Here is a 21568-nt window from a genome sequence, read left to right on the forward strand (position 1 = left end):
CTCTCCGCGTTGCGGGCGATCTTGGCCGTGACGCTTCCCGCGTTGACGACCTTTTCGCCACCCGGCAGCGGCACGAAGGTGTCGGCGTTGGCCGCTCCCGTGGACATCAGGCCGAGGACTACAGCCGCAGCGGCACCAAGGCCGGCAATGCGGGCTCCACGGCGCAGGCCGGTCTTTCGGTTCTCGCTCATTCGTTCCCCTCATCAGGATTCTGCTGGTTCCCAGTCACGACCTTCGAGACTGAGGAGTGGTCCATGTCGGGCCCAGCGCAGTATCCAGAGCTGTGATGTCCGCAGAGTGAACTACGGATGATCACAGCTCGATAACCGCGCTGAAGACGAAATCACTGACGAAGCGTCAGAGTTCCGACTGGGCAACGGCACATCGACCCTGCCCTCCATCTCCAGTACTGACTCGCCGAGGACAGTAACCGGCAGGTGGTTGCCTAAGCAATTAATTCCTGCCGAAACGGAATCGTGATGTATGCCACACCCGGAAACGTGTCCAACGTGTGGGATTTGCGAGAGAATTCCGACCACTCGTCAACCGTTTGACCAGCAGGTTCACTGGCCGTTCACGTTAAGTTCGGTAACGTTTACATTCGGTTCACGAGCTCGAAGGATGTCTGTTCTGACCGAAATGTGATGACTGAACGAATGCTGGGAGCGGCCCTTCGCCCAGGACAATTCCACCCGGGCCATAGCACAAAAACTCACGACGATCGCAGACCACGACAGCAGATCACGATTTGCTTAAGGTGAGGGTTTCAAAGATAACTACCCGTGATGCGGGGGGCGCTGGCGGCGCAGCCATTCGTCGCCGGCAGCGGCGGCGGGCCCTTCCCCGGGTTCGCGTTCGTCCGCGGTGGTGTCGGGGAAGACGTCCCCGAAGATGCGTTCGAGCCGGGCCCTGTCGATCGGGGCCCGGCTCGGAACTGCCTGCTCGTCGGTCTCGCTGGGCGAGTCCGGCTCGTCGGAACGAGAAATCGTCTCAGCCTTCCAGACCGGACAATTCGGAAATCACGTGCGCCGCGAGCGGCGTCAGCGTGGCCATGCCGTCCCGGACCGCAGCGCGGGAGGACGCGAGGTTTACCACGAGTGTGCTGCCGGACACGCCGGCGAGCCCGCGGGAGAGGCCCGCGTCGAGCGAACCGGCGGCGAGACCCGAAGACCGGAGGGCCTCCGAGATTCCCGGAATCTCACGGTCGAGGACCTCGGCGGTGACGTCGGGTGCGACGTCGCGCGGCGACACGCCGGTGCCGCCGACGGAGACGACGAGGTCGACGCCGCCGATGACGGCGGTGTTGAGTGCGTTACGGATCTCCACCTCGTCGGCCGCCACCGCCACGATGGCGTCGACGATGAAGCCGGCCTCGTTCAGCAGTTCTGTCACCAGAGGCCCGATGGAGTCCTTGCCGTCACCGTGAGCGGTGCGGTCGTCGACGATTACCACCAGCGCGCGGCCGGCCAGCGAGGCTTCGATGTCCATGGTCCCTACCGTAGTGGCCCCGTTCAGAACGGACTCGACCTGCCCGAGAATCCCCGTGTTCATCAGCGGCCACCCTGTTCGGCGGTTCCGAGCGTGACGTCGACGGTCTTGGTATTGGATCCGTTCCCGTCGGTGTAGGTGATGGACACATTGTCTCCCGGTGCGTGTGAACGGATGGCGGCGATGAGTGCGTCGCCACTGGTGATGACACGGTCGTCCACCTTGGTGATGACCGACCCCTTCGGAATTCCCGCCTTCTCCGCCGGGCTGCCCGCAGTGACCTCGACGACGGTGGCACCGTTGGCGGCGTCCTGTGACGGGACCTGGATCCCGATGACGGCCTGGGTGGCCTTGCCTGTCTTGACCAGCTCATCCGCGATGCGCCGGGCCTGGTCGACCGGAATCGCGAAGCCGAGTCCGATGGATCCGCTCTGCTCACCCGCACCGGAACCGCCGATGCTCGCGATGGCGGTGTTGATGCCGATCAGCTGGCCGTCCATGTTGACGAGGGCGCCGCCGGAGTTGCCCGGGTTGATCGCCGCGTCCGTCTGGAGGGCGTCGATGACGGTGTTCTGGTTGCCGGACTCACCGCTGGTGGACACCGGGCGATTGAGCGCCGAGATGATGCCCTCGGTGACGGTGCCGGCCAAACCGAGGGGCGACCCGATCGCGACGACCTGCTGCCCGACCTGCACGTTGCCGGACGTTCCCAGCTCGATCGGAGTGAGGTCGGTCTTGCCGTCCACCTTGATGACCGCGAGATCGGACACCGGGTCGGCGCCGACCAGCTTGGCGTCCGCCGTGCTGCCGTCCGAGAAGGCGACCGTCAGCTTGCCGCCCTTGGCGGCCGCGCCTGCCACGTGATTGTTGGTGAGGATCATGCCGTCGGACGAGATGACGATGCCGGATCCTTCTCCACCGGAACCGCCGGCCGTCGCGACCTCGATCTGGACGACGCTCGGGACCACCTTGTTCGCGACCGCCTGCACCGAACCCGCCGGTGCGTTCGCGGCCGGGGTCGCGGTGTTGTTCTTGGGGGCGTCGAGGGAGTTGGTCACCGCGGCGCCGCTGCCGTTCCGTTCGGTTGCCAGGGAGCCCACGACGCCACCGATGCCGCCGCTCACGAGAGCGAGCGCCACAGCGCCCACCACGATGGCGGTGCGGGCGGGACGCTTGGTCGCGGTCGCCGTCGACCCCTCCCCTGCCTGCCCTGGGCTCTGAAGGCCGGGGAACGGGCCCTGAGGCGCCCCCTGCTGCCCGGCCGTGTGCTGGGCACCCGGGTGTCCCGGAGCGCCGTGCTGAGGCTGCCCGAACTGCTGTGTGGGCTGGTGCGGGGCACCGTACGGATTGCCCTGGGGGTACCCGGCGCCGTAGGCCTGCTGACCCATCGGACCGCCCGCGGGGTGCTGCGGAGTGGCCGGAAACTGCTCGGTCGGGTGGTGACCCGGCGTCGTCTGCGGGTGGGCAGGCTGATCGGGGCGCGCGCCCGGGTCGCCACCGGCACTGTCGCGGCTGTTGCCGTCGTGACTGTTTCGATCTTCGGTCATCGCATCACTTCCATCTCCTGCGACCGCCCGCAAAGGGGCGGTCGCACCGTCTCTGTGTACGAGAGTGCCCGGTGGGACTGAGAAGGTCCTGAGACCGGCCTTGGAGTTAGCCGAGACCCTGAGACTATTCCGCTTCGGGTTCGCCGGGAAGGACGATCCGGATGAGCGCACCGCCCCGTTCGGAGACGTCGACGGCGATCGTGCCGCCGTGCTTGACCACCACCTGCCTGACGATCGCCAGACCCAGCCCGGAGCCGGGCATCGAGCGCGACGCCGTCGACCGGTAGAAGCGGTCGAACACCAGCTCCCGATCCTCCTCCGGAATGCCCGGGCCCGCGTCGTCGACCGTCAGCTCGAGAAGTCCGTCGCCTGCCGCCTTCATCGCCACGCGCACCTGCTCACCGGTGGGACTCCACTTGGCCGCGTTGTCGAGCACGTTGAGCACCGCCCGCGACAGTCCCGCGTGGTCGCCGTAGACGAACCAGGGAACGGTGACGGCGGTGAAGTCGATCTCGTTGCGCCGGCGGCGTGCCCGCTCGAGGCTCCGTTCCACCACTTCGCTGAGATCGACTCTCTCGAAGACGGTTTCCGGTGCGTCCTCGCGGGCGAGATCCACGAGGTCGCCCACCAGCTGCGAGAGTTCCTCGATCTGCGCCACCACGTCGGTGCGCAGTTCGGCCATGTCCTCGTCCGGAATATGCGGCGCGCCAGGACGACTCGACGCGATCAGCAACTCCATGTTGGTGCGCAGCGACGTGAGCGGCGTCCGCAGTTCGTGTCCGGCGTCGGCGACGAGCCTGCTCTGCCGCTCCCGCGATTCGGCGAGCGCCCTCAGCATCGTGTTGAAACTCTCGGTGAGCCGGGCGAGTTCGTCGTTGCCCGTCACCGGCATGGGGGTCAGGTCGTCGGTCCGGGCCACCCGTTCCGTGGCAGCGGTGAGCCGGGCGATCGGACGCAGACCGGTGCGCCCCACCGTCGTTCCGGCGGCAGCCGCGAGGACCACTCCACACCCGCCGACGATGAACAGCACCCAGGCGAGCCGGTCGAGCACGGCGCCCGTCGGCGCCAGGCGCTGCGCGATCACCAGCGTGCTGCCGTCCTGGGTGCGCTCGGCCAGCACCCGCTGATTGTCCGCCGTCCGCAACGACGTGTCGCGCTCGCCGCGGGCCACGGCCAGTTCGGGTTCCCCGATGGGGACACTCGACCCCGGGGGTGTGTACGTGTCGAGGTCCGGGAAGATCAGCGCCACACTGATGTCCGTCGTGTACAGCGTCGCGCCCGCGATGTAGCGCGGATCGAACGTCACAAGATTGCTGTCGATCAGCGCCGACGCGCGGGTGCGCAACTGGTTGTCGACATCCGCGTACAGAGCCCGCGACACCACGGCGTACGCCGCGATCGCCATCACGGCCACCGCGATGGCCACCACGGACGCGGCGAGCAGCGTCACCCGCCACCGCAACGACACCGACCGCGTCAACGGCATCGGAGGCCGCATCTCGGGCGGTAACGGGATCGGGCCTGTGGGGTGCCGGGAAATGTGGTGCGAGTCGTGCTTCGCCCCCGACTTGTCGGCGGTCTTGTGGAACGGAACTGCCATCACGGAGGAGTCTCCCGCAGCACGTAGCCGACTCCGCGGACGGTGTGCAACAGGCGGGTCTCACCGTCCGCCTCCGTCTTGCGACGCAGATACCCGACGTAGACCTCCAGCGCGTTGCCGGACGTCGGGAAGTCGTAACCCCACACCTCCTCGAGGATGCGGCCGCGGGTCAGCACCCGGCGCGGGTTGGCCATCAGCATCTCGAGGAGCGAGAACTCGGTGCGGGTGAGGCTGATGGACCGCTCGCCACGCGTCACCTCGCGGGTGACCGGGTCGAGCGTGAGGTCCTCGAACGTCATCTTCTCCGAGTCGATGCCCGGCTCCGGCGCGGCGCGGCGCAGCAGTGCGCGCAGCCGGGCCAGCAACTCCTCCAGGGCGAAGGGTTTGGGCAGGTAGTCGTCGGCTCCGGCGTCCAGTCCCGACACCCGTTCCGACACGGAGTCGCGCGCCGTGAGGACGAGAATCGGCAGGTCGTCGCCGGTACTCCGCAGCCGACGGCACACCTCGAGACCGTCCAGGCGCGGCATCATCACATCGAGCACGAGCGCGTCGGGGCGCGCGTTCGCCACCTTCTCGAGAGCATCGATACCGTCGACGGCCAGTTCCACCGAGTATCCGTTGAAGCTGAGAGACCGCCGTAAGGACTCCCTCACGGCGCGATCGTCGTCGACCACCAAAATGCGCATACCCGACAGTTTGGCCCGATCAACTGAGATATGTCTGAGAAGGGATCATCGAAGTGCCCTGGCGGCGGTCACTCGAGGACCCGCGGACCCGGCAGACCCCAGTTCCGCCACAGCGCCAGCACCCGCAGCGCCGACGCGAACACCGTGCCTACCACCAGCGCGACGTCGGTGCCCGAACCCCACTCGCTCACCACGACCACCAACGCCGACCCGAGCAGCGCCGGCACCGCGTAGAAGTCCCGCTGCAGCAGCAACGGGACCTCGTTCACCAGCACGTCGCGCAAGATCCCGCCGCCGATCGCCGCCGTCCCGCCGATGAGACACGACGCGAGCGGACTCGCCCCGTGGTCGAGCGCGATCACCGCGCCCGTGCTCGCGAACAGGCCCATGCCCAGAGCGTCGAGCACCAGGATCTCCCGGCGGAGTCGCCCGACAGTCGAATGCAGGAAGAACACCAGCAACGACATGCCGAACGACGTGCCGAGGTTCGGCCAGCTACCCAGCGACGTCGGCGGATGGATGCCCAGCAGGACGTCGCGGACGATGCCGCCACCGAGAGCGGTGAAGACACCGACCACGCACACACCGAAGATGTCGAGGCGCTTCGTCACCCCCACCAGGGCGCCCGAGGCCGCGAACACCGCGATGCCCACCAGTTCCAGGATGTACAGCAGCACCCGCCAAGGTTCGCACGAGGAGCGTCACTTCCCGGCCGGGTCCACCAATCCCAGCTTCACGGCCTTCACCAGCCGGCGCGGCACGCGATGCGTCGCACCGCCCACCGTCACCTCGACGAGGTCAGGCGCCTGGGCCTTCCACCCGTGAGTACTTATTAACCGCAGGTGGTTAATAAGTACTCACGGGCGCTTGCGCACTCCGTAGCGGCGTTCGAACTTCTCGACGCGGCCCGCGGTGTCCATCACGCGCTGCGCGCCGGTCCAGAACGGGTGCGACTCGCTCGTCACGTCCACGACCACCAGCGGATAGGTGTTGCCGTCCGACCACAGGGCGGTGCGGTCGCTGGTCACCGTCGACCGCGTGAGGAACGTCGTTCCGGTGCTCGCGTCCTGGAACACCACGGGGTGGTAGTCGGGGTGGATGTGGGGCTTCATTCGTGTCCCTCTCTCGATTCGGGTTCTGCGTAGGGTGATTCGCTGCTCTCGCAGGGGTCTTCGTGGAACTGCCCGAACGGGTCGGGCCACAACTGCCAGGCCGCCTCGTCCGCGAGTTCGTCGTCGGTGACGAGCGCCCACTGCAACGTGCGGTCGATCTCGGTGGGGTCGGCCGCATGCACCAGCACCACCATCGACGTGTGCCGGTCGCCGAAGCGCTCGTCCCAGCACAGCGCGGCCATCGCGCGGCGTGCAGTCGGGACCTGTTCCTGTTCGTCCGGGGTCATCGCGGCCAGCCAGCGGTCGGCACTGGCCACCCGCAGTCCCCCACCGGCCGACTCGAGCCACAGCGCCTCGTCCGGCTGCGTCGCGACCCACACGCGGCCGCGAGACGTGACGACTCCGTCGAGGAGCACGTCGACGGCCTCGTGCAGCCGTTCCGGGTGGAACGGCCGGGTGGCGGTGAACTCGACGAGCATGACGCCGCAGTCGTGGGACAGCGGCGGTTGCCCGCGCAGCAGTGGTGAGTGGGCGTGGGACAGCTCACCGCGCCGCGCGCCGGCCGGGATGTCGAGGAGCAGGCGCTCGACGTCGGGCGCGTCCCCGTCCCAGACGATCGGGGCGTCCGGTGCGAGCCGGGCCAGGACGGCGTGGAGCCGGGCCTGCTGCCAGCCGTCGCCTGCATTGCCCGACACCACCAGGGCGTCGGCGAAGTCCACCTGCCCGACTGCGACCTGTGCGACGGTGCGGTCGTCGTCCAGTGCGTCGTCGCCGGTGGCGTCGGCCAGCCACGATCCGGCATCGAGGCAGGTGATAACGCCGTCGACGCGCACGTCCCGCGAGGCCGGACCGTCGATCTGCCCGATCACGCCGGACACCGCCACGTGCTCGACCGCCCAGCACACGGCCTCGGGTTCGAGCCGGCGGTCGAGGTGCAGCACGATGCGCTGCACCGAACTGCGGGTGTGCAGGCGGCGGAGCAGCGGGAGAAGGTCCACGCGCAGCGTGCAGGAGATGCAGCCGTGCGCCAGTTCGAGGATGCCGAGGCGCTCGCGCGGCGCCCCCGACTCCAGCGTGGTGACGGTCCGGCGCACGACGCCTTCGTGGACGAGGTCGAGGTCGTGATGCACGACGACGGTGCCTTCGCGGAGCAGCGACCGCGCCGCGTCCTCGGTGGGGCCGTTCCACCCGGAAACCAGGATCAGCGGCGTCCGGCCGTCGAGTATCTCACTCACGGAGCACCCTTTCGATAACGATTGTCATTACGTGGACGGAACGCTACATTGGAAACTCGTCGTTGTCGAAAATGATTGTCATCACCCTCTCGGGGCGGTTTCACGAGAGGACAGAGAGGAACGCCCATGTCGGCGCACTGCCAGGTGACCGGACGCCAGCCAGGATTCGGCAAGTCCGTGTCGCACTCCCACAAGCGCACCAACCGGCGCTGGGATCCGAACATCCAGAAGAAGACATATGCCCTGCCCAGTGAGGGCAGGCGAGTCACCCTCACGCTCTCCGCCAAGGGCATCAAGACCATCGACCGTGACGGCATCGAGGCCGTCGTCGCCCGGATCCGCGCCCGCGGAGGAACGATCTGATGGCCGCCCGCAACGAGATCCGCCCGATCGTGAAGCTGAAGTCGACGGCAGGCACCGGGTACACGTACGTGACCCGCAAGAACCGTCGCAACGACCCCGATCGTCTCGTGATGAAGAAGTACGACCCGGTCGTGCGGAAGCACGTCGATTTCCGAGAAGAGAAGTAGAAGATACCCCACATGGCGAAGAAGTCGAAGATCGCGAAGAACGAGCAACGCAAGATCGTCGTGGCACGCTGGGCCGAGCGCCGCGCAGAGCTGAAGGAGACCATCCGCCGTCCGTCGAGCAGCGAAGACGAGCGCGCGGAGGCCCGGGCGGCACTGCAGCGTCTACCCCGCGACGCGAGTCCGGTACGATTGCGCAATCGAGACGCTGCGGATGGACGTCCGCGCGGCCACCTGAGGAAGTTCGGGCTCTCTCGCGTGCGTGTTCGCGAGATGGCGCACCGCGGGGAGCTGCCAGGCGTCCACAAGTCGAGCTGGTAAAGGAAGCAGATGGCAGTCAAGAGAGCACCGTCGAAGAAGCCGCGTCCCGTCGAGGGCCGCAAGCCCAAGAAGAACCCGTTGTTCGCGGCCAAGATCGAGTACGTCGATTACAAGGACATCAACCTTCTCCGCACGTTCATCTCGGACCGCGGCAAGATCCGTAGCCGCCGGGTCACGGGCCTGACCCCGCAGCAGCAGCGTCAGGTTGCCGTCGCCGTCAAGAACGCTCGCGAGATGGCTCTGCTGCCCTTCACGAGCCGGTAACTCACGTAAGCACCGAAAAGGCCGCGTAATCCTCGGATTACGCGGCCTTTCGTCATTCCGGTCAGCCGAGCGCGGCCCGCATGTCGGCGATCTCCTTCTGCTGGGCGGTCACGATGTCGGAGGCCATCTGCCTGACCTCCGGGTTCTCACCGTCGACCAGTTCGGTGTCCGCCATGTCGATCGCGCCCTCGTGGTGCTCGATCATCATGGTCAGCCATCGCCGGTCGAACTCGGTGCCGGACAGTGCCGTCAGGGCGTCCATCTGATCGGCCGACATCATTCCGTCGCCGTGGTCCATGTCGTGCATGCCGGACATGTCGGCCGTCGAAACCGGTTGTCCCCACTGCTGGAGCCAGGTGGTCATCCGGTCCATCTCCGGTTGCTGCGCCGCCTTGATCGCGGCGGCGAGCGCGACCACGTCGGCATTGTCGGTGTGGCCGGCGACCATGTCGGCCATCTCCACCGCCTGCGCGTGATGCGGGTACATCCCTTCCAGGAACACGACGTCGGCGTCGTTGAACTGTGCCTGCGATTCGACGGCGGACGTCGAGGCGCCGGGCGTCGACGACGTGCCTGGCGAGTCGGTGCCGCAGCCGGCCAGGACGAGAGCCGCGCCTGCCGCGGCGGCGATCAGGGCAGTGATGGTGCTGGTACGCATGAGGAACTCCTCGAGATCGATTCGGGAAATGACAGTCGGATCCGCCGGGGCACACGCCCCGGGCTCCCTGTCACACCCGCAGAATCGAGAGTTCCGCCAACGAAAGCACCGTCCACGGTGGTGGTCCGCGCCCCGACTGCACACGGTCGGCGCTCACCCGCGACCGTCGCGCGGCGGGATCCACGGAGTGCCACCACAGCAACATCACCGACGTCAGCGCGGCGATCGCCACGATCACGCCGGCACACTGATGTCCGGTGAGATGGGGTTGCTCGCAACCGTCCCCGCCGCAACCGTGGGGGTCTTCGGCGTGAGATTCGGTGACCGAGGACTGCTCGTGCGCCGCGGCGATCGCGGTCGGCGCGATCAGACTGTGCATGAGGAGCACCCCGGCAGCGACGGCGATCAGCAGCGCGGCACGCGCCACGACTGTGCGCGTCCGCCCGGTTCCCGTCTCCACACGACCACTGTAACCGGACATACCCAGCGGGGGTACCCAGGCACGTGAGTGACAATGTGTGCCCCGGGACGCGAAAACACTCACATCGGGGTGTGGGCGAGGATCTCCAGACCCTGCTGCTCCAGACCGCCGATGGTGTCGGTGAGGATGACGAGCCCGCGGTCGTTCTCGCGGTCGAGCACGACGGTGCACTGGAAACCACCGGTCGCGCCACCGTGCAGCGTGTACTCGCGACCTTCGAACGGGACGATCGACCACGTCAGCGCGCGGTAGTTGTCGCCGATCCACCGCGGGTCCATGGCCGCGGCGCCGGGGACCGTCCCGTCGAGGAGCGCCCGGACGTACCTCGACATGTCGTACGCGGTGGACCGCAATCCGCCGGCCGGGGCGTAGGCGTCCAGCGGCCACGGGTCCTGCGACCTGTGCAAGACGTCGAATCCGCGGGTGACATTCGGAGGCAGGTCGGCGGCGGTGAGCGGCATCCACGACTGCGACAGCCCGAGGGGGACGAGCATGCGCTCGCGGAGCAGCGACGGGTAGTCGGTGTGTGCGGCCGCGGCCAGCGCCTGGCCGAGCAGCGCGAAGCCGACGGTTGAGTACGAGTACGTGCCGCGGGTCGTGAGCGGCGCCGACTGCAGTTGCTGCAGCAGGGTGTCCCGGTCGTAGGTGAACGGGTTGGACGCGACCACCCAGCGCCCGACGGCCACCACGGTGTCGGTGCTCATCGGGAACTGCGCCAGCCCGGACGTGTGGGACGCCAGCTCGAGCAGCGTCACGTCGCCGACCGGTGCGCCCTGCAACGGCAGCACATCTCCGACCTTCGTGTTCTCGCGCACCTCACCCCGGGCGACGGCGTCGACGAACAGTTCCGCGGTGAACGTCTTGGTGACGGAACCGATCTCGAAGTCGGTGACCTCGGTGGCCCCGAAATTCGCGAACCGGGTACCGGACGCGTCGATGTACGCGACGCTCGCGTTCTCGCGATAGCTGCGCCCGAGCACCTGCCCGGCGAGCGCGATCAGGTGCGGATCCCCACTCGACGGCGGGGCCAGCGCCGACGCCACGGGAGCGGCACCCCAGGCGAGGGTCCACGCGCAGAACAGCGCACAGAGGACGGTCGTTCGACGCAGCATTGCGACTCCTCGAGCGCGGCGGAACGCGCGCACAGACGATCTCCCCGACCGGAGGCTATTGTGACCCACCCGAACGCCGAGCACTAGACTTCGGAAGGTTTGCCGACAGGAGGCTTACCTGTCGAGGAGGTGCCCCGCAGCGTGTCGGGAGTTGTTGCGGGATTCACCGTCATATTCGTGATCATTGCGATCGGCTACCTGCTCGGCCGTCGCGGGACGCTGGGTGCGGAGGGCGAAACCGTCCTGGGCAGGCTGGTGTTCTTCGTCGCCACACCGGCGCTGCTGTTCGATTCGCTCGCATCGTCCGACCTCTCCGTGATCTTCTCGCCCACACTGGCCGTCGCGGCTGTCACGGCATTGACGGTCGGCGCACTGTACATGGTCATTGCGAGAGTGTGGCTACGCAGGTCCCTTCCGGAACTGACGATCGGCGCACTGTCGGCGTCCTACGTGAACTCCGCGAATCTCGGCATACCCATCGCCGTGTTCGTGCTGGGGGACGCGTCGTTCGTGGCGCCGCTGCTGCTGTTCCAGATCATCGCGTACTCCCCCATCGCCCTGACCATCCTCGACGTCACCACGCTCCGACGCGGCGCGTCGCGACTCGACACGATCACCGCGCCGTTCCAGAACCCGATCGTCGTGGCGGGTGCCGCGGGACTGCTGATCGCGCTCCTCGGCTGGACACCTCCGGAAGCCCTGATGCAGCCGTTCCGGCTCATGGGTGGCGCGTCGGTGCCGGGTGCGCTGCTCGCGTTCGGCATCTCGCTGTACGGGGTGCGGGTACTGGAGAAGGGGACGAGCCCGCGACGCGACGTCGCGCTGGCGTCGGTGCTCAAGATCGTGGTGCAACCGGTGCTGGCTTACCTGATGGCGCGCTATCTGCTAGGGCTCGAAGGCCACGAACTTTTCGCCATCGTCGTGGTGGCGACGCTGCCGACGGCACAGAACGTCTTCGTCTACGCCAGCCGGTACGGGGTCGGAACGGTGCTGGCGCGAGACACGGCTTTCGTCACCACTTTGGCCGCGATTCCGGGGATTGCGCTGGTCTCCGGCTTGCTCGCGGGATGAGGTTACCGTGGCATATGCGCGTAATCGCCCTCGCAGTGCTGGCCTGCCTCGCCCTCGCCGGATGCGGGTCCGGTTCGAGCACCGACGAACCGACTATTCCCCCGGAGATCGCGTCCGCAGTGGATCCCAGCCCGACCAACCCGTCGTCGGGGATGCCGATTCCCTCCGAAGTGCCCGGCGACGAGTTCGGCACCGTCTTCGAGTCGCGCCCCGACATCGTCCGGGCGAATCCGACGCCGTTCGAGTCGTGGTCCCGCGCGGACGGCAACAAAGTGGCGATCCACTTCGTCACCGGAACCCCGGAGTGCTACGGCGCCGACGCGACCGTCACCGAGACCGACACCACCGTCACGATCTCGCTGCGCACCGGCACCCTCCCGGAGGCCGCCGACAAGATGTGCATTCTCGTCGCCGTGTTCGGCACCCTCGAAGTCCCGTTGCAGGCGCCGCTCGGCGATCGCCAGGTGATCAACGGATGACCTGGTGAAGCACTGGTTCCTCAACGTCTGCGTTGCCACTGCTCTCCTCCAGGCCGTCTATCACGCTGTCCGCGTTCTCGTCTCCTACCGCGTCCTCGCGCTCGGCGGCGACGCCGTCACGATCGGCATCGTCACCGCCCTGTTCTCGCTGGCACCGCTGCTCGTCGCGGTCCGGATCGGACGCGCCGTCGACCGTCGGCACGCCGCCGCGGTCCTGCGGACCGGCGTGGTGCTGACATCGCTGGGTGTTCTGGTGATCGCCATGAGCGGCGACCTGATCGTCCTCGCGATCGGCAACGTGATCCTGGGGTTCGGACAGATCCTCGTGACCGTCGCCGCGCAGGGGTTCATCACGCTGCTCTCCCCGCCCGGTGAGCTGGACCGGGGTTTCGCCGGATTGACGCTCGGAGTCTCGATCGGCCAGGCGGTCGGTGTCCCGCTCGTCGGGCTGATCGCGGCGGGAAGCTCGGACGGCGGCGTCGTCGAAACAACTCTGGCGCTGACGGTGATGGGTGTGGTGTCGCTGGCCGCGGTCCCGTTCGCCTGGCCGATACGCGAACGCCCGCAAGCAGCGGATCCGCCGTCGCCCGGCGACCGGCAGTCCGTGTTCAGCATGATCTCGACGACCGGGATGCGGCCGGCCGTGTTCAGCAGTCTGATCGTGCTGGCGTCGGTCGACGTCGTCGTCGCGTACCTCCCCGTCCTCGGGCACGAGTTCGGTTTCAGCGTTCTGCTGGTGTCGTTGTTGCTGACCGCGCGGACCGCGGCGTCGATAGTGTCGCGCGCGTTCCTGCCGTGGCTGCTCACCCGGGTGTCGCGGCAGAAGCTGCTGATCTCCGCCACGCTGTGCTCGGCGCTGCCCACCGCCCTGCTGCCGTTCGTGCCCGACCCGGTCTGGATGGCCCTCCTCCTCGTCGTGGCCGGATTCTTCTGGGGCATCGGTCAACCACTGACGATGACCTGGGTGGCCGGGCTCGTCACCGCCGCCAACAGGGCCGCCGCGTTGTCGCTGCGCTTGACCGGCAACCGGCTCGGGCAGGTACTGATTCCGCTGGCCGCAGGCGCCGCGGCGGGGGTCGCGGGCACGTCGTCGATCTTCGTGATCACCGGCGGACTGCTCGGCACCGCAGCGGTCTCCACCTGGCGAGCCGTGAGTACTTGTTAACCGCCCGCGGTTAACAAGTACTCACAGCTCCGAAACGTCGCGTCCGTCGCCACACGACGCTCCACTTCGTCGGATGTGGCGTGCGTCTCTTCTCGACACACTGGTTCCCAAGTCACGCGTTTGCCAGATCAGGGGTCAGGAGCCACACGATGAGCTATACCGGTGTCATTCCGAGCACGACCGACACACCCCGTCCACGCCAGGACGAGGCCGCCGTGTCGAGCGCGGTCCTGGCGTCCGGAGGAACTACTCCGCGGCTGCGATTCGTCGACACCGCGGATGCACTGCCCGAGCCGGCCGCCGTCATGGTCTGGCCGCAGGGCACCCCGTTGCTCGCCGAGTTGGTCGCACTGTTCGCGGACCTCGGGTTGCGGGTCGCGTCCCACGAACAGCTGCCCGCGGGCGAGCCCGGCAGCCCACTCGTCCACCGGTTCGACTTCAGCACCGGCGACTTCGCCTGGGACACCGAAACTCCGGGCCTGCTGTCCGACGCGTTCGAGGCTGCGGCCGCCGGACATCTGGAGGTCGACGGATTCACCCGGCTCGTCGCCGCGGCGAACCTGACGTGGACGGACGCCGTCCTGGTCCGGGCCGCCTGCCGCTACCTCCGCCAGGTGGGGCTGGGCCTGTCGGAACCCAACATCGTGGCGATCCTGTTGCGGCACAGCGATTTCGTGCACGGATTCCGCGACCTGTTCACCGCCCGTTTCGATCCCGCCGTCACCGGCCCCGACCGCGACAGCGCCGTCGCGGACGCGGAGCGCGTGCTGCTCGACGCGATCGACCGCACCGCGACGCTGGACGAGGACCGTCTGCTCCGCGGCCTGCTGTCGTTCACGTCAGCGGTGCTGCGCACCAACTGGTTCCAATACGACCGCACGATCAGCGTCGCCCCCGCCGCGTTCAAGATCGACCCGTCGCTGTTGTCGCTGTCCGCGGCCGTGACCCCGTACCGCGAGATCTTCGTGCATTCGCCGATCGTCGAGGGCAGCCACGTTCGCAGCGGTCCGGTCTCGCGCGGCGGACTGCGGTGGTCGGACCGCAAGGACGACTTCCGCACCGAGGTTCTGGGTCTGATGAAGACACAGCACGTGAAGAACTCGCTGATCGTTCCGATGGGCGCGAAGGGCGCGTTCGTGGTGCGCACCGAGACGACGCCCGACGCGGTCCGGGCGGCGTACACGAGTTTCATCGACGGACTGCTCGACGTCACCGACGACATCGTCGACGGCGAGGTCGTCCACCCCCGCGACACGGTGATCTACGACGACGCCGACCCGTACCTGGTGGTGGCCGCCGACAAGGGCACGGCCCGGTTCTCCGACCTGGCCAACAGCATCGCGACGCGTCGCGGCTTCTGGCTCGGCGACGCGTTCGCGTCCGGCGGCTCCGCCGGCTACGACCACAAGGCGATGGGCATCACGGCGCGCGGCGGATGGGTTTCCGTCCGCAGGCATTTCGCCGAGATGGGCAAGAACGTCGACACCGACGCGTTCACGGTGGTCGGCATCGGCGACATGTCCGGCGACGTGTTCGGCAACGGCATGCTGCTCAGCCGCGCCATCCGGTTGGTCGGCGCGTTCGATCACCGGCACATCTTCCTCGATCCCGAACCGGATTCCGAGGCGTCCTACCGGGAGCGCGAGCGCCTCGCGTCCGTGCCCGGCAGCAGCTGGGACGACTACGACCGGAGCCTCGTTTCGGCGGGCGGCGGCGTGTGGCCGCGGACGGCGAAGAAGATCCCGCTGTCGCCGCAGGTGCGGGAACGCCTCGGCGTCACCGCCACCGAACTCCCCCCGCACGAGGTGGTGAAGGCGCTGCTGACCGCGGACGTGGATCTGCTGTGGAACGGCGGAATCGGCACGTACGTCAAGGCTTCCACCGAGGGACACGCCGACGCCGCCGACCCGGCCAACGACGCCGTCCGGGTGGAGGCGAGCGACGTGCGCGCCGCGGTCATCGGCGAGGGCGGCAACCTCGGCCTCACGCAGCGCGCCCGCATCGAGTACGCGCTGAACGGCGGCCGGATCAACGCCGACTTCATCGACAACGCCACCGGCGTCGCCACGTCGGATCGGGAAGTGAACCTGAAGGTCGCGCTGGACGCGGCCGTGGCGGCGGGCGAACTGCCCGCGGCGGAACGGAACACGCTGCTCGCCCGCGTCCAGGACGAGATCGGTGAATCGGTGCTCGCCGACGCCGCCTCCCAGACCCTCGCCATCAGCCTCGCCGAGGTCCACGCACCGTTCCTGCTCGGACGCCACGAGCGGCTGATCGAGAACCTCGAGCGCGACGCCGGGATCAGCCGGGCCGCGGAGGTGCTGCCATCGGCGGCGGAACTGTCCGCCCGGCACCGCGCGGGCCAGGGACTGGTCCGGCCGGAGATCGCGGTTCTGCTCGCACAGTCGAAGAACCTCGTCGTCACCGAACTGCTCGCCTCCCCCGTGCTCGACGACGCCGTGTTCGACGGTGTTCTCGCCGACTACTTCCCGGCATCCATCCGCGAACGCGTCCCCCAGCAGATCAGCGGTCACCGGCTCGCCAGGGAGATCGTGGCCGTCATCGTGGCCGGCGACATGATCGACCGTGTCGGACCCGGCCTGATCCACCGCCTCGAGGAGCGGCTCGGCGTCGGCACCCCCGAGATCACCGTCGCGTACGCGGTGGTGCGGCAGGTGTTCGACATCGACCGCCTGTGGAACGAGGTCCTCACCCTCCCCGGCGCATCCCACCGGACCCGGCTGAACCTGCACTTCGGCATCCAGGACCTGATCGAACGCACCACGTCGTGGCTGCTGCGGCATCGCACCGCCGGCACGGACGCGCAGCAGCTGATCGAGCGGTTCGCGAAGCCGGTCCAGGAACTCGCCGCCGCACTGCCGCGCCTCACCGGTGCGCCCGCCCAGGACCTGGGCACGCTGCGAATCCTGGCGCAGGGCTTCGCCCTGGAGACCACCGCGCAGTCGCTCGACCTGCCGATCACCCAGGTCGCCGAGACATACCGCGAATTCGGCCGCGTGGTGGGCCTCGACTGGCTGTCGGAACGGTTCTCCGTCGGCGAGACCGGGACCGCCTACTGGGAGGCGATGGCGGGTGCCGTCCTCGTCGACAACCTGCAGGAGCACTGGCACGGCCTGATCGGACTGGTGTTGCGCGACGCCTCGCCCGCGACGTCCGCCGCCGACGCCGTCGCCGACTGGCTGACCGAACACACCACCGCCGCGGACCGCCTGGCCCAGATGCTCGGCGAGCTGCGGAGCCACGACCGCGTGGACAACTCGAGCATCTGCGTCATCGACGCCGAACTGTCGCTCGCGCTCACCCGCTGCTAACCGAACCACATTTCACGAATCCGTCAGCACTTCAACCAAAGGAGCTCGAAAGTGCCTACTCTCCAACGTGATGTCGCCATCGTCGGCGCCGGCCCGTCCGGCCTGGCCGCAGCCACCGCGCTGCGCAAGGCGGGGCTGTCCGTCGCGGTCCTGGAGGCGCGCGACCGCGTCGGAGGTCGGACCTGGACCGACACCATCGACGGCGCGATGCTGGAGATCGGCGGCCAGTGGGTCTCCCCCGACCAGACGACGCTCATCTCCCTGCTCGACGAACTCGGACTCGAGACGTTCGACCGGTACCGCGAGGGTGAATCCGTCTACATCTCCGCCGCCGGCGAACGCACCCGCTACACCGGCGAATCCTTCCCCGTCGACGAGACGACCCGCAAGGAGATGGACCGGCTGATCCAGATCCTCGACGACCTCGCCGCGCAGGTCGGCGCCGAGGAGCCCTGGGCGCACCCGCTGGCCCGCGAACTGGACACGATCTCGTTCAAGCACTGGCTGATCGAGCAGTCCGACGACGCCGAGGCCCGCGACAACATCGGCCTGTTCATCGCAGGCGGCATGCTGACCAAGCCCGCTCACTCGTTCTCGGCGCTGCAGGCGGTGCTGATGGCCGCGTCCGCCGGATCGTTCTCGCACCTGGTGGACGAGGACTTCATCCTCGACAAGCGCGTCATCGGCGGCATGCAGCAGGTGTCGATCCGGATGGCCGCCGCCCTCGGCGACGACGTCTTCCTGAACGCGCCGGTGCGCACCGTCCAGTGGAGCGAGGACGGCGCAGTCGTGCTGGCGGACGGGGACATTCGTGTGGAGGCGGCCCGCGTCGTGCTCGCCGTCCCGCCGAACCTGTACTCCCGCATCTCCTACGACCCGCCGCTGCCGCGCCGCCAGCACCAGATGCACCAGCACCAGTCGCTGGGACTCGTCATCAAGGTGCACGCCGTGTACGAGACCCCGTTCTGGCGTGAGGACGGCCTCGCAGGCACCGGATTCGGCGCGTCCGAGGTCGTCCAGGAGGTGTACGACAACACCAACCACGAGGACAGCCGGGGAACCCTCGTCGCGTTCGTGTCGGACGAGAAGGCCGACGCGATGTTCGAACTGAGCGAGGAGGAGCGTCGCGCCACCATCCTCGGTTCGCTCGCCCGCTACCTCGGACCGAAGGCCGCCGAGCCGGTCGTCTACTACGAGTCCGACTGGGGCTCCGAGGAATGGACCCGGGGCGCGTACGCCGCGAGCTTCGACCTCGGTGGCCTGCACCGGTACGGGAAGGACACGCGGACGCCGGTCGGACCGTTCCACTTCTCCTGCTCGGACATCGCCGCCGAGGGCTACCAGCACGTGGACGGCGCCGTGCGGATGGGTCAGCGCACCGCCGCGGACATCGTCGCCCGCCTCGGAAAGTAGTCCCGTCCGATCATCGCCCGGCAGTCACGACTGCCGGGCGATGATCGCGAGCAGCAGTTCGGCGCGCACCCGCGCCACGTCCAGCCGGCAGTCGATCAACGACTCGATGCGCGCCATGCGGCTGCGCAGGGTGTGCCGGTGCACGCCCATCGCCGCGGCCGCCGACTCCCAGTGCCCGTTCGCCTCGAGGAACGCCCGCAGCGATCCCAGCAGTTCCGTGCCGTTGGTGCGGTCGTAGTCGTCGATCGGCGCGATCATCGTGTCCGCCAGGGAGTTCAGCACCTCCCGCGTCGAACTGAAGGCGAGTAGCGCGCTACCGGTCAGCGCCGCGAACTCCAACGGCTCGGCCCCCGCCTCGGCGGCCGACGCGGCGAGCTGGGACTGTTCGATGGCCGCCACCAGACCGGCGACCTCCCGCTTCCCGCTCAGCCCCGCACGGATCGCCTTCCGCGCCGGCCCGGACAGCCCGCGCAGCATCGCCCGCGCGAAGTCCACGTCGTCGGTTCCCCGCAGCAGAACCGTGACCCGCGTGTCGTGACGGCGCGAGAAAAGTTGCCGTCCGGCCTTGTTCATGGCGACCGCGACCGCCGACTCCACCCGTTCCGCGAGCGCCGGCGTCTCGGCTACGACCGTGAGTCCGCGGACCATCCCGTCCGCGTCCGCGGCATGCCGGATCTGCGACCAGGCGGGCGCGAGGTCGCGGTCCTCGGTGAGCAGCAGGCCGAGGGCGTGCGAGTTGAGCCGGTTCTGTGCGGTCCGGAGCCGCACCGGCTTCTCGAAATCCAAGGCGAGCAACGAGTTCGCGTGACCGAGCAGGATCTGGTCGACGTGGCTGAGCGCGGTGGGGCTGATCACGGCGAGGTGTCCGTGCGGTGTGCTGCCGACGCTGATCTGCTGAACGGTGATCGACGCACCCGACCGTGCCAGCGACACGCTGCTCGACGCCCCGCCGGTGCCCGCCTCCAGCACTTCCCGCAGTTCCCCGATCACATCCTCCGCGGGCTGCGCCGGATGAGACTCCAGCACCCGGCCGGACAGGTCGAGGAGCAGGACTGTGGCCGACGTGGCGACGGCCAGCTCGCGGACGGTGGCGCCGGTGCCGCCCTGGATGACGGCGCGGGTCATCCGCGGTTGGGCCCGGGACGCGCGCAGCACCGCCTCGTACTCCTGCTCCGCGAGTCGGTTCATGACCCTCTTGACCACGGCCGCGAACGGTGTCGGCAACGGCACCTCGAGCAGCGGCAGCCCGATCTCGTCGGCGACGGCCACCAGGTCCTCGGGGACCTCCGGATGCGAGAGACCGGTGCCGAACCCGACCGCCGCCACCCCGGCGTCACCGAGGCCGCGCAGGTATCGGGCCCGGTCGGCGGCGGTCAGCGGAAGCCGGATGCCGGTGGTGAGGAGCAGTTCTCCGCCGGAGAGCCACCGGAAGGGATCTTGAAGTTCGGTGGTGTGGGCGAACGTGATCTCGTTGCCGAGGCCGGCGGCACCACCCTTCAGCTCGAGAGCCAGGTCCGGCTGGGACAACATCCAGCGAACGGGAACGGTCATGTCGGCTCCTGCGCATTGCGGTCGGGTCCGTGCCACCCTGACCGGTCGGGATCGGGATAGCGCTGGACAAGTTGGCCAGCGGAGCACGGACGACTACTCCATTGTGTCAGACGTCGACCCTCGGGCAACGCCGAAACCCCACATTAACGAATTGAGTTCGTTTGACCCCTTGCGTAGAGAACGCGCTCTCCGCATACTTAACGAATCCCATTCGCTAAGTGACCCACGTCTCACGCGGGCGCCACCCGAGACACGGAGTTGTCGTTGACCCACCCCAGGAACCCCACGTGACCGCCGCCGTCCGCGTCCCACTGACACTCGGCCGCGGTATCGCCACGTTCAGCGTCTTCGTCGTCGGCTACATCACGGCCAATCTGATCCCGCTCATGATCATCGCGATGGTGGACGATCTCGGCATCACCCAGACCGTCGCCGGCGCCGTCCTCACCGGCTCCCTGCTGGCCACCGCGCTCGTCTGCCTCGCGACCACCCGGTGGGCGGCGGGCCGCTCGCGCCACCTGCTCGGCCGCGTCAGCCTCGTCGTGATGGCTGCGGGATTCGCCGTCGCCGCCACCGTCCACTCGGCCCCGATCGCGTGTGTCGCGATCATCGTCGGCGGGATCGGTGCCGGCGGCGCGGTCGCGGTCGGCGGGGCGGCCCTGGCCGCGCTGAACAATCCGAACCGGGTGTCCGGGATCAACGGGCTCGTCAACCGCACCGCGGTCACCGGGATACTGGCACTGATCCCGATCCTCGGCCTGCACATGACCAATGCCTTCGGGATCGTCGCGGTGCTGGCGCTGGCGACGGTGTTCACGATCACCTGGTTGCCGTCCGCCCCCGCCGTCGAGGACGACTCGGCGAGCACCGCGCACACGGCGACCCCGTTGCCCGAGGGCGTCACCGAGAAGAAACTGGCCGTCGCCGGCTCCACCCTGCTCGTGCTCTTCGCGATCTGGGCGATCGGCGAGGACTCGCTGTGGGCGGTGTCCGGCATCATGGGCGCCGAACACGCCGCCCTGACGGAACAGCAGATGGGCCTGGCCCTCAGCCTCTCCACCGCGGGCGGCATCGGCGCCGCCCTCGTCCTGACCGCGCTCGGGTCACGCCTCGGACGCACCGTCCCCACCGCCGTGCTCCTCGTGCTCGGCGCCGCCCTCAAACTGGGCTCGTGCCTGGCCACCGATTCGACGACGTATCTGGCGCTCATCATCGCCTGGAACACGGTGTACGCCGCGGCCTTCATCTACGTCGTCGCCATCGCGGCCGCGCTGGACTCGTCCGGCCGCTGGTCCGCCCCGCTCCTCGGAACGTATCTGGTGGGGTCCGCGTTCGCCCCGCTCTTCGGCACCCTCGTGACCGGCGCAGTCGGCTACGTCGCGTTCGGCTTCGTCCTCGCGGGAATCAGCCTCGTCCTGCTCGTGCCGATCGTGTCGATCGCTCGCCTGTCGACGCGCACCGAGCGCGCGTCCGCGTCACCCGGACAGGATCCCACTGCCCGGTACACCACTTCGGTCGTCGTCTGA

The 21568-nt window shown here is 68.4% G+C and carries 21 protein-coding genes and 2 pseudogenes; 10 read left to right on the forward strand and 13 right to left on the reverse strand.

What is annotated here, in order from left to right:
- The 9 genes and pseudogenes from ACNJ7E_RS19995 to mrf all read right to left on the reverse strand — a co-directional run.
- Positions 1-191 (reverse strand): annotated as a pseudogene (locus ACNJ7E_RS19995) (MspA family porin); the annotation flags it as partial.
- A gap of 799 nt (positions 192-990) precedes the next feature.
- Complete coding sequence (locus tag ACNJ7E_RS20000) at positions 991-1551, reverse strand: MogA/MoaB family molybdenum cofactor biosynthesis protein (protein ID WP_005567398.1); 561 nt, start codon at positions 1549-1551, stop codon at positions 991-993.
- The gene (locus ACNJ7E_RS20005; RefSeq protein WP_418340809.1) at positions 1551-3035 is read right to left on the reverse strand and encodes a S1C family serine protease; all 1485 of its coding nucleotides are present in this window, start codon (positions 3033-3035) and stop codon (positions 1551-1553) included. The genes ACNJ7E_RS20000 and ACNJ7E_RS20005 overlap by 1 nt, the downstream gene beginning before the upstream one ends.
- Positions 3036-3159: 124 nt before the next feature.
- Positions 3160-4635, reverse strand: coding sequence for a HAMP domain-containing sensor histidine kinase (locus ACNJ7E_RS20010; protein ID WP_280784078.1), 1476 nt, complete (start codon positions 4633-4635; stop codon positions 3160-3162).
- Positions 4635-5321, reverse strand: coding sequence for a response regulator transcription factor (locus ACNJ7E_RS20015; protein WP_005238656.1), 687 nt, complete (start codon positions 5319-5321; stop codon positions 4635-4637). The genes ACNJ7E_RS20010 and ACNJ7E_RS20015 overlap by 1 nt, the downstream gene beginning before the upstream one ends.
- A gap of 68 nt (positions 5322-5389) precedes the next feature.
- The gene (locus ACNJ7E_RS20020) at positions 5390-5998 is read right to left on the reverse strand and encodes a trimeric intracellular cation channel family protein (RefSeq protein ID WP_005238652.1); all 609 of its coding nucleotides are present in this window, start codon (positions 5996-5998) and stop codon (positions 5390-5392) included.
- A gap of 24 nt (positions 5999-6022) precedes the next feature.
- Positions 6023-6139 (reverse strand): annotated as a pseudogene (locus tag ACNJ7E_RS20025) (50S ribosomal protein L32); the annotation flags it as partial.
- 39 nt (positions 6140-6178) lie between these two features.
- Complete coding sequence (locus ACNJ7E_RS20030; RefSeq protein ID WP_418340810.1) at positions 6179-6433, reverse strand: type B 50S ribosomal protein L31; 255 nt, start codon at positions 6431-6433, stop codon at positions 6179-6181.
- Positions 6430-7668, reverse strand: a complete 1239-nt coding sequence (gene mrf, locus ACNJ7E_RS20035) for a ribosome hibernation factor-recruiting GTPase MRF (protein ID WP_280784080.1) — start codon at positions 7666-7668, stop codon at positions 6430-6432. The genes ACNJ7E_RS20030 and mrf overlap by 4 nt, the downstream gene beginning before the upstream one ends.
- Before the next feature lie 126 nt (positions 7669-7794).
- Here mrf and rpmB point away from each other — a divergent pair, with 126 nt between their 5' ends.
- The 4 genes from rpmB to rpsR are packed head-to-tail and all read left to right on the forward strand — an operon-like array spanning position 7795 to position 8780.
- Positions 7795-8031: a 50S ribosomal protein L28 gene (rpmB, locus tag ACNJ7E_RS20040; protein WP_280784081.1), complete on the forward strand. Its 237-nt coding sequence runs from the start codon at positions 7795-7797 to the stop codon at positions 8029-8031.
- Positions 8031-8198 carry a 50S ribosomal protein L33 gene (gene rpmG, locus ACNJ7E_RS20045; RefSeq protein ID WP_005238642.1) on the forward strand — a complete coding sequence of 56 codons (168 nt, stop codon included), beginning with the start codon at positions 8031-8033 and terminating at the stop codon, positions 8196-8198. Before rpmB ends, rpmG begins: the two co-directional genes overlap by 1 nt.
- 12 nt (positions 8199-8210) lie before the next feature.
- Entirely contained in the window at positions 8211-8516 is a 306-nt protein-coding gene (gene rpsN, locus ACNJ7E_RS20050; protein WP_005259913.1) for a 30S ribosomal protein S14, read from the forward strand.
- A 9-nt stretch (positions 8517-8525) separates the two neighbouring features.
- The gene (gene rpsR / locus ACNJ7E_RS20055; protein ID WP_005238639.1) at positions 8526-8780 is read left to right on the forward strand and encodes a 30S ribosomal protein S18; all 255 of its coding nucleotides are present in this window, start codon (positions 8526-8528) and stop codon (positions 8778-8780) included.
- 61 nt (positions 8781-8841) lie between these two features.
- Here the strand turns inward: rpsR and ACNJ7E_RS20060 are convergent, their stop codons facing one another.
- The 3 genes from ACNJ7E_RS20060 to ACNJ7E_RS20070 form a co-directional block, all read right to left on the reverse strand.
- Positions 8842-9438 carry a DUF305 domain-containing protein gene (locus ACNJ7E_RS20060; protein ID WP_317568178.1) on the reverse strand — a complete coding sequence of 199 codons (597 nt, stop codon included), beginning with the start codon at positions 9436-9438 and terminating at the stop codon, positions 8842-8844.
- 70 nt (positions 9439-9508) lie between these two features.
- Positions 9509-9898, reverse strand: a complete 390-nt coding sequence (locus ACNJ7E_RS20065; RefSeq protein ID WP_280784083.1) for a DUF6153 family protein — start codon at positions 9896-9898, stop codon at positions 9509-9511.
- Positions 9899-9978: 80 nt separating this feature from the next.
- A complete protein-coding gene (locus ACNJ7E_RS20070; protein WP_418340811.1) occupies positions 9979-11031 on the reverse strand; it encodes a serine hydrolase domain-containing protein in 1053 nt (350 codons plus the stop codon).
- Positions 11032-11172: 141 nt separating this feature from the next.
- On the opposite strand from ACNJ7E_RS20070, the gene ACNJ7E_RS20075 reads away from it, so the two are divergent.
- From ACNJ7E_RS20075 to ACNJ7E_RS20095, 5 genes are all read left to right on the forward strand, one after another.
- The gene (locus ACNJ7E_RS20075; RefSeq protein WP_280784085.1) at positions 11173-12102 is read left to right on the forward strand and encodes an AEC family transporter; all 930 of its coding nucleotides are present in this window, start codon (positions 11173-11175) and stop codon (positions 12100-12102) included.
- A 14-nt stretch (positions 12103-12116) separates the two neighbouring features.
- Positions 12117-12581 carry a hypothetical protein gene (locus ACNJ7E_RS20080; protein WP_418340812.1) on the forward strand — a complete coding sequence of 155 codons (465 nt, stop codon included), beginning with the start codon at positions 12117-12119 and terminating at the stop codon, positions 12579-12581.
- 1 nt (position 12582) lies between these two features.
- Positions 12583-13746, forward strand: coding sequence for an MFS transporter (locus ACNJ7E_RS20085; protein WP_418340860.1), 1164 nt, complete (start codon positions 12583-12585; stop codon positions 13744-13746).
- A 149-nt stretch (positions 13747-13895) separates the two neighbouring features.
- The gene (locus ACNJ7E_RS20090) at positions 13896-17078 is read left to right on the forward strand and encodes an NAD-glutamate dehydrogenase domain-containing protein (RefSeq protein WP_418340813.1); all 3183 of its coding nucleotides are present in this window, start codon (positions 13896-13898) and stop codon (positions 17076-17078) included.
- A 51-nt stretch (positions 17079-17129) separates the two neighbouring features.
- Complete coding sequence (locus ACNJ7E_RS20095; protein ID WP_418340814.1) at positions 17130-18491, forward strand: flavin monoamine oxidase family protein; 1362 nt, start codon at positions 17130-17132, stop codon at positions 18489-18491.
- A 24-nt stretch (positions 18492-18515) separates the two neighbouring features.
- Here the strand turns inward: ACNJ7E_RS20095 and ACNJ7E_RS20100 are convergent, their stop codons facing one another.
- The gene (locus ACNJ7E_RS20100) at positions 18516-20042 is read right to left on the reverse strand and encodes a PucR family transcriptional regulator (RefSeq protein ID WP_283354735.1); all 1527 of its coding nucleotides are present in this window, start codon (positions 20040-20042) and stop codon (positions 18516-18518) included.
- Between the two features lie 287 nt (positions 20043-20329).
- Between ACNJ7E_RS20100 and ACNJ7E_RS20105 the strand changes: the two genes are divergently transcribed.
- Entirely contained in the window at positions 20330-21568 is a 1239-nt protein-coding gene (locus tag ACNJ7E_RS20105) for an MFS transporter (protein WP_418340815.1), read from the forward strand.

The sequence above is a fragment of the Rhodococcus mengyinensis genome (genome assembly GCF_048381435.1).
Taxonomy (GTDB): domain Bacteria; phylum Actinomycetota; class Actinomycetes; order Mycobacteriales; family Mycobacteriaceae; genus Rhodococcus_F; species Rhodococcus_F opacus_D.

Coding starts and splice junctions, on each gene's coding strand:
- ACNJ7E_RS20000 (WP_005567398.1), bottom strand. CDS start 1,551: ATGAACACGGGGATTCTCGGGCAGGTCGAGTCCGTTCTGAACGGGGCC.
- ACNJ7E_RS20005 (WP_418340809.1), bottom strand. CDS start 3,035: ATGACCGAAGATCGAAACAGTCACGACGGCAACAGCCGCGACAGTGCC.
- ACNJ7E_RS20010 (WP_280784078.1), bottom strand. CDS start 4,635: ATGGCAGTTCCGTTCCACAAGACCGCCGACAAGTCGGGGGCGAAGCAC.
- ACNJ7E_RS20015 (WP_005238656.1), bottom strand. CDS start 5,321: ATGCGCATTTTGGTGGTCGACGACGATCGCGCCGTGAGGGAGTCCTTA.
- ACNJ7E_RS20030 (WP_418340810.1), bottom strand. CDS start 6,433: ATGAAGCCCCACATCCACCCCGACTACCACCCCGTGGTGTTCCAGGAC.
- rpmB (WP_280784081.1), top strand. CDS start 7,795: ATGTCGGCGCACTGCCAGGTGACCGGACGCCAGCCAGGATTCGGCAAG.
- rpmG (WP_005238642.1), top strand. CDS start 8,031: ATGGCCGCCCGCAACGAGATCCGCCCGATCGTGAAGCTGAAGTCGACG.
- rpsN (WP_005259913.1), top strand. CDS start 8,211: ATGGCGAAGAAGTCGAAGATCGCGAAGAACGAGCAACGCAAGATCGTC.
- rpsR (WP_005238639.1), top strand. CDS start 8,526: ATGGCAGTCAAGAGAGCACCGTCGAAGAAGCCGCGTCCCGTCGAGGGC.
- ACNJ7E_RS20060 (WP_317568178.1), bottom strand. CDS start 9,438: ATGCGTACCAGCACCATCACTGCCCTGATCGCCGCCGCGGCAGGCGCG.
- ACNJ7E_RS20070 (WP_418340811.1), bottom strand. CDS start 11,031: ATGCTGCGTCGAACGACCGTCCTCTGTGCGCTGTTCTGCGCGTGGACC.
- ACNJ7E_RS20080 (WP_418340812.1), top strand. CDS start 12,117: ATGCGCGTAATCGCCCTCGCAGTGCTGGCCTGCCTCGCCCTCGCCGGA.
- ACNJ7E_RS20090 (WP_418340813.1), top strand. CDS start 13,896: ATGAGCTATACCGGTGTCATTCCGAGCACGACCGACACACCCCGTCCA.
- ACNJ7E_RS20100 (WP_283354735.1), bottom strand. CDS start 20,042: ATGACCGTTCCCGTTCGCTGGATGTTGTCCCAGCCGGACCTGGCTCTC.